At 55.0% G+C, this 17454-nt stretch carries 16 protein-coding genes; 9 read left to right on the top strand and 7 right to left on the bottom strand.

What is annotated here, in order from left to right:
• Window positions 1-11: 11 nt before the first annotated feature.
• The gene (locus tag AC2TEM_RS06650) at window positions 12-491 is read left to right on the top strand and encodes an invasion associated locus B family protein (RefSeq protein WP_170407630.1); all 480 of its coding nucleotides are present in this window, start codon (window positions 12-14) and stop codon (window positions 489-491) included.
• Between the two features lie 173 nt (window positions 492-664).
• Here the strand turns inward: AC2TEM_RS06650 and AC2TEM_RS06645 are convergent, their stop codons facing one another.
• The 4 genes from AC2TEM_RS06645 to AC2TEM_RS06630 are packed head-to-tail and all read right to left on the bottom strand — an operon-like array spanning window position 665 to window position 6810.
• The gene (locus AC2TEM_RS06645) at window positions 665-2026 is read right to left on the bottom strand and encodes an aminotransferase class III-fold pyridoxal phosphate-dependent enzyme (RefSeq protein WP_480856043.1); all 1362 of its coding nucleotides are present in this window, start codon (window positions 2024-2026) and stop codon (window positions 665-667) included.
• A 29-nt stretch (window positions 2027-2055) separates the two neighbouring features.
• Complete coding sequence (locus tag AC2TEM_RS06640; protein ID WP_170422940.1) at window positions 2056-3159, bottom strand: mandelate racemase/muconate lactonizing enzyme family protein; 1104 nt, start codon at window positions 3157-3159, stop codon at window positions 2056-2058.
• Between the two features lie 13 nt (window positions 3160-3172).
• Window positions 3173-4288 (bottom strand): mandelate racemase/muconate lactonizing enzyme family protein, encoded by a 1116-nt coding sequence (locus AC2TEM_RS06635; RefSeq protein WP_170422938.1) that lies wholly within the window; start codon window positions 4286-4288, stop codon window positions 3173-3175.
• A gap of 47 nt (window positions 4289-4335) precedes the next feature.
• Complete coding sequence (locus AC2TEM_RS06630) at window positions 4336-6810, bottom strand: FAD-dependent oxidoreductase (RefSeq protein WP_170422936.1); 2475 nt, start codon at window positions 6808-6810, stop codon at window positions 4336-4338.
• A 214-nt stretch (window positions 6811-7024) separates the two neighbouring features.
• Here AC2TEM_RS06630 and AC2TEM_RS06625 point away from each other — a divergent pair, with 214 nt between their 5' ends.
• Both AC2TEM_RS06625 and AC2TEM_RS06620 read left to right on the top strand, forming a co-directional pair.
• Window positions 7025-8116, top strand: coding sequence for an aromatic ring-hydroxylating oxygenase subunit alpha (locus AC2TEM_RS06625; RefSeq protein WP_170394282.1), 1092 nt, complete (start codon window positions 7025-7027; stop codon window positions 8114-8116).
• Between the two features lie 198 nt (window positions 8117-8314).
• A complete protein-coding gene (locus tag AC2TEM_RS06620) occupies window positions 8315-8701 on the top strand; it encodes a carboxymuconolactone decarboxylase family protein (RefSeq protein WP_480436495.1) in 387 nt (128 codons plus the stop codon).
• Between the two features lie 283 nt (window positions 8702-8984).
• On the opposite strand, the gene glf is transcribed toward AC2TEM_RS06620, so the two are convergent.
• Complete coding sequence (gene glf, locus AC2TEM_RS06615) at window positions 8985-10094, bottom strand: UDP-galactopyranose mutase (RefSeq protein ID WP_170423233.1); 1110 nt, start codon at window positions 10092-10094, stop codon at window positions 8985-8987.
• 239 nt (window positions 10095-10333) lie between these two features.
• Here glf and AC2TEM_RS06610 point away from each other — a divergent pair, with 239 nt between their 5' ends.
• On the top strand, window positions 10334-11422 hold the full coding sequence (locus AC2TEM_RS06610; protein ID WP_480856042.1) for a glycosyltransferase: 1089 nt from the start codon (window positions 10334-10336) through the stop codon (window positions 11420-11422).
• Between the two features lie 97 nt (window positions 11423-11519).
• Here the strand turns inward: AC2TEM_RS06610 and AC2TEM_RS06605 are convergent, their stop codons facing one another.
• Window positions 11520-11813 carry a hypothetical protein gene (locus AC2TEM_RS06605; RefSeq protein ID WP_170407642.1) on the bottom strand — a complete coding sequence of 98 codons (294 nt, stop codon included), beginning with the start codon at window positions 11811-11813 and terminating at the stop codon, window positions 11520-11522.
• Window positions 11814-12031: 218 nt separating this feature from the next.
• Between AC2TEM_RS06605 and phnC the strand changes: the two genes are divergently transcribed.
• The 5 genes from phnC (at window position 12032) to AC2TEM_RS06580 (ending at window position 16696) form a co-directional block, all read left to right on the top strand.
• Window positions 12032-12847 carry a phosphonate ABC transporter ATP-binding protein gene (gene phnC / locus AC2TEM_RS06600; RefSeq protein ID WP_170422930.1) on the top strand — a complete coding sequence of 272 codons (816 nt, stop codon included), beginning with the start codon at window positions 12032-12034 and terminating at the stop codon, window positions 12845-12847.
• A gap of 57 nt (window positions 12848-12904) precedes the next feature.
• Window positions 12905-13816: a phosphonate ABC transporter substrate-binding protein gene (phnD, locus tag AC2TEM_RS06595; protein WP_170509511.1), complete on the top strand. Its 912-nt coding sequence runs from the start codon at window positions 12905-12907 to the stop codon at window positions 13814-13816.
• 65 nt (window positions 13817-13881) lie between these two features.
• Window positions 13882-14757 (top strand): phosphonate ABC transporter, permease protein PhnE, encoded by an 876-nt coding sequence (phnE, locus tag AC2TEM_RS06590; protein WP_170422926.1) that lies wholly within the window; start codon window positions 13882-13884, stop codon window positions 14755-14757.
• Window positions 14754-16079 (top strand): phosphonate ABC transporter, permease protein PhnE, encoded by a 1326-nt coding sequence (phnE, locus tag AC2TEM_RS06585; protein ID WP_170422924.1) that lies wholly within the window; start codon window positions 14754-14756, stop codon window positions 16077-16079. The genes phnE (AC2TEM_RS06590) and phnE (AC2TEM_RS06585) overlap by 4 nt, the downstream gene beginning before the upstream one ends.
• Complete coding sequence (locus tag AC2TEM_RS06580) at window positions 16079-16696, top strand: DapH/DapD/GlmU-related protein (protein ID WP_170422921.1); 618 nt, start codon at window positions 16079-16081, stop codon at window positions 16694-16696. The genes phnE (AC2TEM_RS06585) and AC2TEM_RS06580 overlap by 1 nt, the downstream gene beginning before the upstream one ends.
• Here AC2TEM_RS06580 and phnF read toward each other — a convergent pair.
• Complete coding sequence (phnF, locus tag AC2TEM_RS06575; protein ID WP_170422919.1) at window positions 16693-17412, bottom strand: phosphonate metabolism transcriptional regulator PhnF; 720 nt, start codon at window positions 17410-17412, stop codon at window positions 16693-16695. The genes AC2TEM_RS06580 and phnF overlap by 4 nt on opposite strands.
• Between the last annotated feature and the right edge of the window lie 42 nt (window positions 17413-17454).

Here is a 17454-nt window from a genome sequence, read left to right as displayed (position 1 = left end):
GGAACAGCAGTATGAAAACTTGGATCTACGCTTTGGTGGCGTCGTTCGGTTTGACAACTCAACTTGGCGCACAGGAAAACGAAGCGCCATTGTGGTCGGTCAACTGCAGCAATCAGGTCAACGGAACTGAACTGATTTGTGAAATGACCCAGACCATTATCTTAACCGAGAATAATCAAAGGCTTGCCTCGATTGCGTTCGTCAAACCTGCCGGCAGAGACGAGATCGAAGCGGTGCTGACACTGCCATTTGGCCTGCTGTTCTCTGAAGGGCTGATTGCTAAAGTGGATGATGCCGAGATCGCGCGGCTGGATTTTCTAACCTGCGAAGCACAGGGTTGTTTTGCCCGTTCTCCTGTTTCTCAGGACTGGATGTCAAAGATGCGCGCTGGCAATCTGTTGAGTATTGAAAGCGTAAACCGGGTCGGCGATCCGATTTCCTTTGGTTTCGATCTGGCGGGATTTAGCAGAATATCCGATATGCTGCCGTGATTGCCTGGCCTTCCTTCCAGAAGGCCGCGCAGGCCTTCTTGGTCAGCAACGCGTAGAAGGGTCTGACCAGAGCGTTCATTTTGTGATTGCGCTCGCAACGAGCGGAGGCTGCGGCGTAGGGCTATGTGATGGCTTTGGATTTCCGAAATGCGATCGTTCGCGCCGACTAGTTCTCAGAGACACTCCCGGTCGGCGATGTCGAGGGTGCGGTCCAGAATCGCCAGCCCTGTCATCAGGTCGTCTTCACTGATGTTGAGCGGTGGGGTCAGGCGGATCACGTTCGAGAAGAAGGACAGGTAGAGGCCTTCGTTCATCGCAAAGCTCATCATCTCGCTCATGGGTCTGGCGTCTTCGCCTTTGGCGGCAAACGGCACCAGCGGTTCGCGGGTGTCGCGGTTCTTGACCAGTTCGATCCCGTTGAACATGCCCTTGCCGCGAATATCCCCGATCGAGGGGTGTTTCTTTGCCAGCTTGCGCAGTTCGGCGCGCATCTTCTCACCCATCGCGGTGGCGTGGGCCAGCGTGCCTTCTTCCTGCATGGCTCGGATCGCGGCAACGCCAGATGCGCAGGCCAGCGGATGGCCGGCATAAGTCAGGCCTCCGGGCAATGGGTAATCGCGCAGCCAGTCATGCAGCTCGGTACTGACGGACATGGTGCCAAGCGGCACGTAACCCGAGTTGATGCCCTTGGCCGAACAAATGATGTCCGGCTGAACACCCCACTGATCGACGGCGAACCATTTTCCGGTCCGGCCAAACCCGGCCATGACCTCATCCGCGATCAGTAGGATGCCGTATTTTTCGCAGGTTGCCTTAATAGATTGCAGATATCCGTCGGGTGGCACGATGATCCCGTTTGTGCCGACAATAGGTTCCAGAATGACAGCGGCCACGGTGTTGGGGTTTTCATACATCAGGATTTCTTCCAGATGCGGCCCGCCTTGGGCGACCGGGCACTGGGCCGGGTCTTTGTGGCCCGTTGGTAACCGATAGACGTAAGGATCAAGCATCCGCACGATGCCCGGCATATCGGCGCGGGTCAGATGGTGACGTGGATCGCCCGTCAGCGACAGCGTGCCTCCGGTTGCTCCGTGATAGGAACGGTAGCGGGCAATGATCTTTGTCCGACCGGTGTAATGCCGCGCCAAACGGATCGCGGTTTCATTGGCGGCGGACCCTCCTGTTGTAAAAAAGGTTGATGAGATGTTGGCAGGCGTGATCTCGGTCATGATTGCCGCGAGTTCTGATCGAACATCCGAGCCCATGGCCGGGCCGATATAACAAAGCTTGTCCGCCTGATCCTTAATCGCTTGTACGATCTTGGGGTGCTGATGACCCATATTGGCGTTCACAAGTTGGCTTTGGAAATCGAGGTAGCGTTTACCTTCGCTGTCCCAGAACCAGCTGCCCTGCGCGCCGGTGATGACACGCGGGCGGCTGCCCTGTTTAGACCAGCTTTGCAGATAATGATCCGCGTGCATGTCTTTGACCCATTCGGGATCATGGGAGGGGTAGGCGTTGCTGAAGTCTTCCATAACAGGCCTCTTGGCGTGCGGGGTTGGGATCAATCGATGATGGTTACTGGCTGGCCCAAAGCGTCTGCATCAGGCGTGACGCCAAGGCCGGGGCCTTCGGGTGGGGCGATGCGGCCGTTCCGGCGGCTAGGTGCATTCGGATCGAGACGCGGTTTGACATAGTGGGACAAATCGCAGGTATTCATGATGCCGCGCGCTGGGGTTGAGGCTGCAAGATGCAGCGAGGCGGCCGTCGTAACATCGCTGCCCCAAGTGTCCTCGATGCACATCTGCGTGCCAAGCGACAGGCAGAGATCGCGGATTTGACGCATCGTCGAAAGGCCGCCCATCTTCGACAGTTTCAGCGCGGCAGCATCCATGCAGCCAGCGCGGTGTCCAGCCAGTATCGAATGAATGTCACAGGCACTTTCGTCCAGCTTCATCGGCAGACCCGTGGCTGCTCGTACATGGGCGCATTCCTCGATCGTGGCGCAAGGTTGTTCCAGCATTATGTCCAGATGCGAGACAGCGCGGCCAACTCGTGTGGCGGTCAGCGTATCTGACCCGCAGTTCCAGTCTCCATAAACCAACGGGCCATCACCCACAGTCTCGCGCACCTGAATCAAACGAGCAACGTCGGCTTCCCAGTTGTCGTCCGCGCCCAGCTTCACCTGAAACTGTCGCATGCCCTGATCAAAGGCATCGCGCGCCATGCGCGCCATTTCCTCTGGTGTGATACAGGTGATCGAGTGATACAGCGGCAAATCCGCGACCGCCCGCCCACCGAGCAAAGCGTAAAGCGGTAGGTCGGCTGCCTGTGCGGTCAGGTCCCAAAGCGCTGTATCGATCGCTGACTTGGCGTAGCCATGCCCGATCAGATGCTTATTAAGGCGCTCCATCAGCGCTTCGGGACCAACCGGGTTAGCGCCGATGAGAACGGGTGCCATCTCTTCAAGTGCTGGAACCACGCCCTTGGCATAGGCGGGTAAATAATGCGGGATCGGACAAACCTCTCCCCAGCCCGATGCGCCGGTGTCGGTATCCAGGCGGACAACCACTGAAACCGTCGTATCGCAGGTCTTGCCCTCAGCCATGTAATAGGTGTCATGCGAGGTCAACGGGACTTCCCAGGCGGTGATGCGGGTTATCTTCATCAGGCGGTTTCCATCAGGCGCAGGATTCGTAGGTTGCGACAGGTGGGCCAAGGCTGTCAAAGTCCGGCGTCACCCCAAGCCCCGGAGTATCTGTGGCATAGAGTTTACCGTCCCTTACTGTGGGGCCGCCAATCCCGGTGTTTTGTGTGTTGTAGTTCATCAGATCGGTCGAGTTGATCAGCATCTCTTGGGGTGTTGAGGCCGCAAAATGGGCGACCGCAGCGGTGGTGATCTGCCCGCCCCATGTGTCCTCGGAGACAACCGGAATACCGTGATCAATCAGGAAATCACGCACCCGGCGGGCTTTGGACAGCCCACCAAGGTTTGAAATCTTCAGACAGCAAATTTCGGCACCCCGATCGTTTACAATACGCCGGGCCATGTCGATCCCGGTCACACATTCATCCAGCTTCATCGGTTGCTCGGCTACGCGGCGCACCTGCTGGCATTCGTCATAGCTGTGGCAGGGTTGTTCAAGGATAAAGTCCAGATCTCGGGTTGCCCGGGCCACACGGATGGCGTTGTCAACGCGCCAACCCTGATTGGCGTCTGCCATCGCCTTTTCACCGGGCTTCAGCAGGGGCACGCCTTCGCGGATACGGTCGATATCGGTCACCCAGTCGCCACCTACCTTGATCTGGAACTGCCGGTATCCCGCTGCGCGGTGCTGCTCCATCTCGGCGATGGTTTCTTCCAAGACAAGCTTTTGCGGCACAACCCGGTATATCGGCGCACCATCGGTGAGTTTGCCGCCCATCAGCATCCAAACAGGTTGTCCGGTGGACCGTCCCAGAATATCCCAACACGCTGCATCAAAGGGCGCTTTGGCGTAGCCGTGACCTTGGACCGTGCCATCCATCAACCGTTCGATCTTGGACAGCTGGCGGGGATCTTCCCCCAGCAAGCGCGGGGCGACGAGGCGGGCAAAGGCCTCGACGCCTTCGGAATGGGCGATCATGTAGTTCTCGCCGCATGGGGCAAACTCGCCGCAGCCCTGTAGACCCGCATCCGTGTCGATCACCACTACCGAAGACATCGACGTTGTGATCGCGTTGCCCGCGCCCCAGCCGTATGATCCGCCGACATAGGGCAGGGGGGTTTTGAACACACGGATACGGGTTATCTTCATGGCGTCACCATAGGGCTTCCGCGATGGCCGATGCTCTGGTTTTCAGATCACGCCAGTTCACGAACTGCGTCCGTGCGTGGGCGTTCGGATTTCGGATCATAGGCTGCTTCGCCGAGGACACGCCCTTTGCGGGGTACACCAGCGATAACTACTTCGATCTCTGTGCCCGGAACATTCACGTGTGGCTTGACGTAAGCAAAGGCGAGGATTTTGCCGACGCTGTGGCCATAGGCGACCGAGGCTGTTGCACCGACAACCTCGCCTTTGATCCGAATAGCCTCGCCCCCATGACCATCTTCGACCCCATCCGGTTCGATCTCCAAATAGGCGCAAATCCAAGGCATCTCGCCCGCCTCAGACTGAGCGGCACTGGCGCGCGTTGCTTCGACACCCAGATACTCTTTGTCCAGCTTGAAGAACCGGCTGACATTGGCCTCTGGCAGCGTGACCTCGTTGGTCAGTTCTCCAGCACCGGGGAATGCTTTTTCCATGCGCAGGCTGTTCATCGCAAACGAGCCGTAGTTTTCGATGCCAAATTCCTCGCCGGCAGCCCACAGTGCGTTGTAGACGTCAACGCAGGCTTCATCCGGCATGTGGAATTCCCAACCCAACTCGCCCGCATAGGACATGCGAAAGGCCCAGACCTTGTGCCCCGCGATGGTGATTTCCAGAGCCGACAGCCAGCGGAACCCGGCGTTGGACAGGTCCGCGTCGGTGCATCTGGCCAGCACCTCGCGGGAATTTGGCCCGTTCAGGGACAAAGCCGACCAATCTTCGGAGAGCGTTTTGACAAAGACTGTCTCTCCCGTGAGGTTCTGGTTCAGGTGATCGACAAGGCGTTGTTCGAAGAAGGCGGCACATACAAGGTAGAACCGATCTTCAGCCATGCGAACGATGGTCGTCTCAAGCTCGATCCGGCCTCGGCGATTCAAAAAGTGGGTCAGCGTGATCGAGCCGTCTTTTTGCGGCATCTTGTTGGCCGTCAGACGGTCAAGATAGGCATAGGCATCGGGGCCTGAAACTTCGACTTTGGTGAACGCGGTCACGTCCATGATACCAACACGCTCACGCACGGCTTGGCATTCCAGCGCCACCATGTCGAAGACTTCGTTGCGGCGGAACGAATAGTGGTCACGCTGTTCAACACCATTGCGCGCGAACCAGCGGGGGCGTTCGTGGCCGAAAACCTCTTCATAGATCGCGCCTTTTTCCTTGAGGATTTCATAAAGCGGCGAGGGTTTGATCGGACGCCCTGCAAGGCGGTTGAAATGCGGAAAGGGGATCTCGTGCCGCAGCTTGTAATCCTCATGCGCCTTGATGACCTGCCAGTCTTTCTTGGCATAGCTGCCAAAGCGGCGCGGATCATAGTCACGCATGTTGATATCGGCAGCACCGTGTACCATCCATTTGGCCAGTTCACGGGTCAGACCAGGCCCCCAACCGATGCCGATCTGCGTGCCACAGCAGCACCAGTAATTCTTGACGCCGGGTGCGGGGCCGACCATCGGGTTGCCATCTGGCGGGTGGCTGATTGCACCATGGACTTCGCGGGTGATGCCCAGTTCAGAAAAGATCGGCATCCGTTCCAATGAGTTTTCCAGCCAAGGCATGACACGGTCATAATCCGCCTCGAACAGCCAGTTTTCGTACTCCCATGGGCATTCATCATGCCAGACAGAGTTCGAGTTCTCCTTTTCATAGATCCCGATCAGGCCCTTTTTCTGTTCCATGCGGATATAGCCCGAAACCATCTTGTCATCGCGGATCACCGGCAGCTCAGTTGTCAGGTCTTTGAATTCCGGCACATCTTCAGTGACAAAATAATGATGGGTCATCGAGGTCATAGGCAACTGCAGGTTTGACCATTCGCCCATCTGACGGGCATAGGTGCCGCCTGCATTAACGACGTGTTCGCAGGTGATGGTGCCTTGTTCGGTTTCCACCACCCATTCACCTGCATCGTTCTGGGTGATGTTGGTCGCGCGACAGTGGCGGAAAATCTTCACACCTTTCTGACGGGCCCCAGCGGCCATGGCCATAGTCACGTTAGAGGGATCAACGTGACCGTCATCTGGCGTGTAAAGCGCGCCAATGACACCGTCGAGGTTATAGTAGGGGTGCTTTTCAGCTATAAAATCAGGCCCTACCAACTCGATGTTGAATCCCAGCGCTCGGCCAACTGATAATGTGTGGCGCAGCCAGTCCATCTCATCCTCGGTATAGGCCAGACGGAATGAACCGCAGCCATGCCATGTAACCGCCTGACCGGTTTCTTCCTCAAGTGTCTTGGAGTAAAGGCCAATGTTATAGTCGACCATTTTGCCCAGCCCGTAGGAACTGGTGGAGTGAGTAATCTGACCAGCGGCATGCCAGGTGGAGCCCGAAGTTAACTCGGCCTTTTCCAACAGCACCGTGTCTTCGCCCCAACCTTCATGGCCCAGGTGATACGCCAGTCCGCAACCCATGACGCCACCGCCGACAACGACGACCTTTGCGCGTGCAGGCAGTTCCTTTTTAGACATCGCAACTTCCTGTTTCCGAGACATGGAATTCTGTGGACTTCCTATTGCTACATATGTACCACTGTCAATGAAAAATGGCACAAATGTACATACCGAGGTAAGCAATGTGCGGTACAGATGTTTCAAGTGGTATTGTGACGCGTACGGATGTTACGAATCCTGACGCGATCTTTTTGACTGAAACACCAGCTCGGTTTGTATCAGGAGAAAAAATATGACTGTCCTGCCAACCCACTCGCTCGAGGCCCGGTACTATACGGATCCTGACATATTCGACAAAGAGATGAACGGCCTGTTGTGCAGAACTTGGCAATACGCAGGTCATGCGGCAGATATCCCAAATGTAGGCGATTACTTTGCGTTCGAAATCGCAGGTCAGAACCTTTTTGCCATTCGCGGACGCGACAATCTTGTCAGGACTTTCTACAACGTGTGCCAGCATCGTGCGCATGAAATGGTGACCGGAACCGGAAATACCCGTGTAGTGGTCTGTCCCTATCATCAGTGGACCTATGAGCTTACCGGCGGCCTGCGGTCTGGACCGAACATCAAGAAAGTTCCCGGTTTTGATCGCGCGAAAATTTGTCTGACCGAAGTACGGACCGAAGACTTCCTCGGGTTCATCTTTGTCAATTTGGACGATAACGCGGCAACGATGGACGAATGGTATCCCGGTGTCCGGGACGAGTTGTCTGAGTTCGTGCCGAACACTAACGCTCTGGCCCCCTTAGAGTGGGTCGAAATTCCTGAGAACTGCAATTGGAAGGTTTCGATCGAGAATTACTCGGAATGCTATCACTGCCCAACTAATCACCCGACCTTTGCCGAAGGCGTGATCAAACCGGAAACCTATGACATTCAGCCCGATGTGTCGGGAGGTTACGTGCTGCGTCACACGACCGAGTGCCAAAGCCTCGAAAAGATGACCTATCCGATTGATCTGGAAAGCAACAAGCATGCGGGCGACTACCAAAGCTGGTTCCTGTGGCCGATGTTCTCGTTCCAATGCTATCCAGGAAATGTTCTGAACACCTATCATTGGCGGGCAAATACAGTGGACAGCTGTACCGTCTGGCGCGGGTGGTACACAGAAGGCGGTCATGAAAGCGACGTGATCCGTGGCCTTGCCACTCAGGATCGCGAAACGACTGTGGCCGAGGATATTCGGTTAGTGGAATCCGTTCACCGCGGCCTGAAATCCAAAGGGTACAAACCGGGACCGCTGGTGCTTGATCCGGCCTGTGGCGTCATGAGCGAGCATTCCGTTGCGAAGCTTCAACAATGGATGCGCGAGGCGATTGAATAACGTTACGTGCTGTGGATGGGCCAGATAAGACATCACCGAAGCCAACGCTGTGCCAAAGGGCACACCCGACCAGAACGACGCGATCGAGCCCCTTGCCTTCGGTGGTGGGCTTGGTTGTAAGACAGGGGCGGCGGCTTTAGCGGAATATCGAGCCAGGACCGACTAAGTTGCAGATCGGTCGTTTCACCTGAGGAGAGAATGATGGACGACAACCTGTTTGAACATGGCCTGAAGCAGCGCAAGTCGACGCTGGGCGCCGAGTATGTTGAGAAGAACCTGGCAGCGGCGGATGATTTTACCCGCTCATTCCAAGAGAACATGACTGCTTGGTGCTGGGGCTTCGGCTGGGGGGATGACACGATCGATCACAAGACCCGTTCGATGATGAACCTCGCTATGATTGGGGCACTCGGCAAGATGCATGAATGGGAAATCCACTGTAACGGCGCGTTGAACAATGGTGTCACCAAAGAGGAAATCCGATCAATCATTCATGTGATTGGCATTTATTGTGGCGTCCCGCAATCTCTTGAATGCTTCCGTGTCGCGCGCAAAGTCCTGACCGAACGTGGGCTACTGGACTGATCAAAGGCTGTGAAGGCTGCACGCGTCACACTTTGGCATAGGCGGCTAACAAATAAATTAACTTGGCTATTTGTTATCACAATTACAAGATTTAAGCGCGTAACCAGGTCTTAGTGCTCGATGGTGCGTCGTTCTATTAAGCGTGATCAGTGGCTGAACCTATTAGAATCTCGGCGAAGAAGCCTTCGTAGCGCTACCGCTTCCAGCAACTATGGCTTCCTCGGCATGTTGCACCGCAGAAATCAATTGCGATGGAAGCGAGCGATGGGAACAGTCGTGTGGCCTATCGACTGTTCTGCTTACGCCAATCCGAGATTGTATCCAGTGCAGCTCGTACAGTTACATCCATGTCCATGTAGCGATATGTTCCTAACCTACCAATAAAGGTCACCGCTTCTTCTGCCATCGCAGCCTGTTGGTACTTGTCAAGGATGTCATCTCCATCGGTGCGGTGGATTGGATAGTATGGAATGTCATCTGGACCGCAGGCGCGGCTATACTCATGAAAAATAACGGTGCCATCATGTTCTTCCCACGGGCTGAAGTGCTTGTGCTCCGTAATGCGCGTCCAGGGCACATCTTCGTCGGTGTAGTTCATCACGGCACACCCTTGTGCGTCTCCCTCTTTTGTGCTTCGTACAAAGTCTAAGGTACGGTATTGAAGCCGCCCAAATTCATGATTGAAATATGCGTCGATCGGGCCGGACCAAAAAACATGATCAAAATCTCTCACGTTGTCGGGACTGAGTTTGGTTTCCAGATGTAATTCGATATTCGGGTGATCGACAATATTCTCGATCATTGCAGTATAGCCGTGCTCAGGCATGCCTTGATAGCGATGCGCAAAGTAGTTGTCGTCGTAATTGAAGCGAACAGGCAAGCGTTTGAGGATTGAAGCTGGAATCTCTGTCGGTTCCTTACCCCATTGCTTACGCGTATAGCCAAGAAAAAAGGCTTCATAGAGCTCGGCTCCGATAAAGCGCAGAGCCTGTTCTTCGAAGTTCTTTGGTTCTTTAATTGATGTATCTGAGCGCTCTTCAATAAAATCGCGCGCTTCATTCGGTGTCATGGTCTTTCCGAAGAACTGATTGATTGTGAGCAAGTTAATAGGCAGAGAAAAAACGCGGCCTTTCGTTGTGGCTTTCACACGGTTCACAAATGGCTTGAATTTCATGAAGCGATTGACGTAAGTCCAGACCTCTTCGTCGTTAGTATGAAAGATGTGTGGGCCATAAGTATGCACCATGACACCGGTCGGGGGATCTCGTTCGGTATGGCAGTTACCGCCAATGTGTTTCCGGGACTCGAACATCGTAATTTTGTGTCCGTCTTCAGCAAGCGCCCGACCGATTACGGCGCAAGACAAGCCAGCGCCGGCCATACCAATGTGCATGTTAATCCCAATCATTACTTTGTTATCTGCGGAAGATTAAGCTATGTAGCCAATAATAAAAACTGGATTTGTGTTTCTATAGGCAGATTATGGGTAACGTGCTATTTGGTGCTGGGGCTGGTGTACCCTCAACTGCAATTCAGTATTCCCGAGCTATTAGAGGGGCAATTTCGCGTAGTCGTTTAGCCGATCACATGGCAAGTATTGGTGCCAGGCTCTCTGGTCGACCAGTGTGTAAGGTGCTTATCCTGAGCGACGGCCGTGCCGGAACAAGTGAGCAGCAATTTGCGCCTATAATGAGATTCCGTCAAACCATCGCGCGAGAACTCGGAGTCCTTTTCGACTTTGGCACATTAGACTTGATTGATGAAATTACAACCGATCAGATTTCAGCCTATAGAGCCGTCGGAATAAAACTGTCCTTTGAAACTCCAGCGCCTGTAGCTGCTGCCAAAGCCGAAAAACTCTTCAAGCGCGCGCGCGCAGTAGACGCACGTTGCATTGTGTTTGATGGAGATGATGATCAGTGCGTGCTTTGGCCACAACTCATCGACGCCTGTGACGTATACATCAAGAAGCACTGTTTTTCTGATCTCAATTCTTATAGAAGATCTTACATCGGAAAAAGCAATCTAACCGATTATGTTGCAAGCACCTATGGCAACGATTTTTCCAAAGATATCATCCCGGAATCTTACCCACTGACGGAAGACCAAATATCCAAGATCGTACTTGGTTGGAATATTGCCCTGGATGACAAGATTTACTCTTTGGCACGCGATATCAACCCAGCCAAACTTCGGTCAAAGCGAAGCGTGGACATCTCTTGCAGGGCAAGTGTTGGGCGCGATCAATGGACGTACGATATGCGGAACGATGCCGTCGAGGCGATCATGGCGCTGCAAGGTAAGTTCAAGGTTCATGCGCCAAAGGACAGAGTTCCTCAACAAGAGTACTACAACGAGATGCTAAACTCGCGGCTTACGGTAAGCCCGTTCGGATTTGGTGAGCTATGCTGGCGCGACTTTGAATCCATGCTCTGCGGAAGTGTGTTGGTGAAGCCGGATATGTCTCATATTTCGACCTATCCTGATCTTTTCGTTCCTGGAACCACATACGTTTCAATTTCTTGGGATTACAGCGATCTGGAAGAAAAATGCACGGCAATTCTGAAAGACCCCGAATCTTTAAAGCGAATGGCTGAGACTGCGCGTACGAGGTTGCTTGATGCAATTTCGCTTGAGACGTTTTTGAGGCGCCTCGAAATAACACTGAAAAAATCTGGCTTAGTCGGTGATGTTATATGCACTCTCGATAAGCCAATTTGAGCTTGCCTTCGAAGAATAAAACTCTGTGTTGTAGGCTTCCGCCAATTGTTGTGGCGAATTGACGGGCTACATTGCTTAATCGATCTGTTTTTGGCGCCTAAGCCGGGTCTGGCACTTCACCTTGCCAATGGTCCCCCATCGCGACGATGCATGAAGTACCGTTGGCGTAGTTCTGAACGATCATCCAGTCTCCGCTTGTGCGTTTGACCCAAACCTCCAGCATTGTTTCGGGATCGCGCAAACCCATGCCCTGACGTTCGGCTCCCAGAACCTGTTTCAGTGTCTGTGCCATCCGCGCGCTGTCATCACAGCTGACATCCGCCATTTTAGACTGCGCAGTAGAAGGCACCGCAAGGCATAGAAGAAGAAGGCTGGCATGAAGACGGGTCATAGGTGAAGGTTAGTTCTTTCTGCGCTCAAGCGTAACAGTTTTATGACGCCCTGTAGATAAAACTCGCGCAGAGTCCTGCGAGAAACGCCACACACTGCAGAACCAGGCAATCATCGCGCCTGTCACAAATCTTTCGCATAGATGTAAACGAAACGATTCAAAAGCGTCACGAAGCTTTTGTTTTGACGTTCTATCCGCCTCGCAACGATGGGGGCGATATGCTGAGAATTGAAAAGCTGACCAAAAAGTTTGGTGACAAACGGGCCGTGGATTCGGCGAATATCGTCGTCAACAAGCCAACCATGATCGGGATTATAGGCAGCTCCGGGGCTGGAAAATCCACGCTTTTGCGCATGGTCAACCGTCTGAGCGATGCAACGACCGGCACAATTACTTTTGAAGGCGAAGAGATTTCTGCGCTTCGCGGTGCTGCCAAACGCGAATGGCAATCGCGCTGTGCGATGATCTTTCAGCAGTTCAATCTTGTACCGCGCATGGATGTCGTCTCGAACGTTTTGCATGGCACGCTGAACAGGCAATCGACCTTTTCGACGATGTTCAACCTGTACCCGCGGTCGGATATTCATAAGGCGATTGAAATTCTGGATCGGCTAGGCATTGCCGAGCAAGCACCCAAGCGAGCCGAAGCCTTATCAGGCGGCCAGCAGCAACGCGTCGCCATCGCCCGCGCATTGATGCAGGACCCGAAGATCATTCTGGCGGATGAGCCGATCGCTTCGCTAGACCCAATGAATGCACAGGTTGTGATGCAATCGCTGCGCGCCATTCACGAAGAAGACGGCCGCATGGTCATTGCTAATCTGCACACATTGGATACCGCACGTCGCTACTGCGACCGGGTCATCGGAATGCGTGATGGTCGGATTGTGTTCGACGGCACCCCTGCGCAGCTGACCACGGGCGTAGCGCGCGACATCTACGGTGCAGGTGCAGACTTTTCCGAGGCCGCAACCTCGACCGAGATCGAAACACTGGACAGGCCAGAGGTCCGCGAAGCGGAAGCCTACGTCTGAGCCAGTTTCCCCCGCGTCCGTCGCGGGCCACCTTCATCTAACCGAACGGAGAAAATGATGAAAAAGACCCTCGCACTGGCGTTTGCCGCCACGACCGTTTTGAGCACTGCTGCTCTTGCCGAAGAAATCACCGAGTTTCGCATTGGCATCCTCGGTGGTGAAAATGCCCAGGACCGCATGAACTCGTACCAGTGTCTTGCAGACTATACCTCTGAGGCGTTAGGAGTTGAGACCAAGCTATTCGCCCCGGCGGATTACAACGGTGTGATACAGGGCCTGTTGGGCGGTACACTCGACATGGCATGGCTGGGTGCCTCTTCTTACGCAGCCACCTATCTGCAAGACCCCGAAGCAGTTGAGCCCGTTCTGATCAAGGTCAATGTGGATGGTTCAATCGGGTATCACTCGATTGGGTTCGCCCGCAAGGATAGTGGCGTCACCTCACTGGACGACATGAAAGGCAGAGTGTTTGGGTTTGGTGATCCGAACTCGACCTCAGGTTATCTGATCCCCTCGATCGAAATCCCGCAATACAAAGAAGGTATCACCATGGAGTCGGGTGAGTATTTCGGTGAGGTCAAATTCACTGGTGGCCACGAGCAGACGATCGTCGCTGTGAATAATGGCGACATTGATGGTGGTGTGACCTGGGCCGATGGTCAGGGTAACTGGGAAGATGGATACAATTCTGGTGCCCTGCGCAAAGCGGTTGACGCAGGTCTTGTCGACATGAACGACATGGTCCAGATCTGGAAATCGAACGTTATCCCCGAAGGCCCTGTGGTTCTGCGCAAGGCGTTGCCTGCCGATGTCCGTGCGACCATGACAGATCTTGTCGATGGCCTGCACGAGCGTGACCCCGATTGCGCTTATGGTGTGGCGGCAGGCGAGACGCTGGGTTTCCAGCCGGTATCGCATGACACCTACATCTCGATTGTTGAGGCCCGCAAAGCCAAAATCGGTGGCTAACGCGCGCACATGACGTTTCCGGCAACCCATTGGGGTTGCCGGTCTTTATTCATTCGGGGCTAGGGATGGCAGATTTATCAATCGGTGCGGCGCCAGGCGGCGTCGAGACCATTCAATCCAGCTATATGGCACAAGTTCACAAGCGCAGGCTTTATGGTGGGCTGACGTTGCTGATCTTTGTGGTCCTGATGGTATCAGGTTTCAACATTGCGGATTCCCGAAACGCGGGTGGGTTCTGGGACGGATTGCATCAGATCGGTGATTACCCGACGGATGTGTTGTCTGAAGCTTGGGAAAAGCGGGCCGATCTGCCTGGCCTGATCGTGAAGTACTTCCCTGCACTGGTTGAGACGGTGAACATTGCCGCAGTTTCCACGTTGATCGGGGCCATCGGTGGTCTGATCCTGTCGCTTCTCGGCACACGCGGGCTGGCGAAATGGCCGGGTTTAATCCCGGTCTTCCGGCGTATCTCGGATGTAATGCGCGCAGTGCCGGAAATCGTTATCGCGCTTGTGCTGATCTTCGTCCTTGGGGGCGGTCCGGTGCCGGCGATGATCGCTATCTCAATCCACACCGCAGGGGCGCTTGGTAAAATGTTCTCGGAAGTATCCGAAAACGCTGACCTGAAACCGGTTGAGGGGTTGGCTTCGACCGGGGCGACTTGGTCGAAACAGATGATGCTGGGTATCCTGCCACACGTCGCGCCAAACTATATCAGCTACACGTTGCTGCGATTTGAGATCAATATTCGCGCTTCTGCCATCCTCGGCTTTGTCGGCGCGGGAGGGTTGGGTTACGAACTGCGCAATGCCATGGCTTGGGGTCCGGGTCGTTTTGACGAGGCCGGCGCGATTTTCATCCTGCTATTCAGCACCATCGTATTCTTCGATCAGGTGTCCAGCCGCTACCGCAACCGTCTGACCGAAGGGCAGGGCCAATGACCACAATTGATTGGAACTTCGGGCTGGACGGGGCCAAGCTTGACGCCGAAAAGCTATTTCAGCGTAAACGATTGATCGGCTTTAGCATCCCTGTCGTGATCCTCGTTTATCTCACCTACATCTTCTTTGCCTTCGACCTGCCGGGCCTTGCGCAACGTGCCAATCTGGACAACGCCGTTACACTGGCTTCTGATAGCTGGTCACACAAAGTGCATGTCACACGCAATAACCGGTCCGGCCAGGTGACCTATGCTGTTGAGGGCGAGCGTAAGGGCACTTATCCCGAAGGTCAGCGCCCCGATTGGGTATCGGGTGAAGAGGTGACGACGATCGATCTGGGCCGCAATCATATCGTGCGGTTCCTGCCTGACAACCGGACCGAGATTGAAATACCCGACTTCCAGCTGATCGAAGTGCAGGCCAAGGGACGTCGCCTGACGACAAATCTGCCCTCTGAACTGCCCGACTGGATTTCCGCATCTGAACGGCGTGTTGGCGTCACAACGCCTGAGGGCCGGATCACCATGACGGGCGCTCGGACTGAAGTGTTCAACTATTTCCCGGGTTGGGAGTTGTTCTGGTTCACGCTTGACAGTCCCTACCACGGCCATGGGCTTGGTGAAATCCTGTTTGGCGCGCAGATCGATCCAAGCCGTTCGAATATCGCAGGCGCAGTCTCTGACTGGTGGAACAACGCGATGTGGCGGCATAAGGATGTGGCCTGGGCCATCGGAGAAACGATCCTGATGGCATTTCTGGGTACGATGGGTGCCGCTATGATCGCGCTGCCATTGGCCTTTCTCGCCGCCAAACGGTTTTCGCCGATCATGTTGCTTCGCGCCGCAACGCGCCGTCTTTTCGACTTTGTGCGCGGTGTGGACGCATTGATCTGGACTGTGGTTCTGGCTCGGGCCTTTGGCCCCGGACCATTGACCGGCGCGTTGGCGATTCTGATTACCGACACGGGCACGTTTGGCAAGATCTTCTCGGAGGCGTTGGAAAACGTTGATCAGAAACAGATCGAGGGGGTGTCCTCGACCGGGGCCAAACCGCTACAGCGATACCGGTTCGGGGTGATCCCGCAGGTTGTTCCCGTGCTGCTGGCCCAGATTCTATATTTCCTCGAATCCAATACACGTTCTGCGACGATCATCGGTGCGATCACCGGTGGCGGCATCGGACTGATGCTGACGCAAGCCATCCAGACGCAGAAAGATTGGGAAGAGGTCGCCTATTACATTGTCCTGATCATCATCATGGTGATGTTCATGGATTGGGCCTCGGGCTGGTTGCGCGGTAAGCTGATCGGGCGGAAAGACTGATGGCGCGGCTTTCAGCGGAACAGACCTTCATTCACCCCGAATGTGAGATTACCGAAAGTACGTTCGGGGCCTATGTTGAAATCGGCAAGGGCAGCCGCGTCGTACATACAAAAATGGGCGACTACAGCTATTGCGATCGTTATGCCGACATCGCCAACGCGAAGGTCGGTAAGTTCGCCAACATCGCCGCGTTTTCGCGGATCGGCGCGACTGATCACCCGCTGCACACGGCGTCCTGTCACCATTTCCTGTATCGCTCGAACGATTATTGGGACGATGCGGATCGGGACGAGGTGTTTTTCAGTCACCGCAAATCCCGAATTGTCCATATCGGGAACGATACATGGATTGGCGCAGGCGCGATGATAAAGCCCGAGGTCACACTGGGTGACGGGGCTGTTGTGGCTGCGGGTGCCTTGGTGACGAAGGATGTAGACCCCTACACAATTGTTGCCGGTACACCTGCAAGACCCTTGCGACTGCGTCAGCCACGACACATCGCCGATCGGTTGATCGCATTGGCCTGGTGGAATTGGTCTCATGACAAGTTGCGGATAGCGCTCGACGATTTCCGTGCTCTGACGGCGGAAGCGATTCTGGAGAAATACGAGCCTTAACTCTCAAGGGTCAGTGTCACCCGGTCTCCGACGAACCATGTTCGACCAAATTCAACCGGTTGTCCCTGTTCGTCAACATTCACTCCGGATGATCTAAGCAGCGGATCACCTTCTGAAACCTGCAGATGCAGAGCTTGAGTGGCCGTAGCGCGCGTGGCCGTCAACCGGGTTGAGGCCCGAGTATAGTCAGTGACGCCCGACCTGTTTAACGCCTCGGTAACGCTGCTGGTCTCTTGCAGCGCAGCAGTGATGCCAGGCAGGCGCTCAAGGGGAAACATGCTTTCAAACACGGCAATCGGGTGCCCGTCCGCCAATGAGAGGCCGTGATACGCACAGATCTGATCACCGGGTGAAACGGTCAGTGCGGTGGCCTCGCCCTCGGTCGCTGCCCGTTCTTCAACATGAAGCACCCTCTTTTCTGGTCTGCGACCAGCAGCGATGAGGTTTTCATGGAATCGCACCCGCGAGCCGATGGGGTAATCGGTGGGCGTGGCTGCCACGAAAGCGCCCGCGCCCCGGCGCGTTCGGATTAGGCCCTCATCCACAAGGGCCGAGATGCCGTGACGCACCGTATGGCGGTTCACACCGAACCGCTCTGCCAGTGCCGCTTCGGTTGGCAGCTTATCACCCGGGCCATAGCGCCCTTCGGCCATATCGCTGCGAAGTGCGTCGGCGATGGCCTTCCAGATCGGGGTTTTGGTGGGAGTGTCACGCAAGTTTCACAAAATTCCTCTGTCTGACGGCGGCAAATATGATAA

It is taken from the genome of Ruegeria sp. HKCCD3925 (genome assembly GCF_057221175.1).
This window is presented reverse-complemented; position numbering and strand designations above follow the sequence as displayed.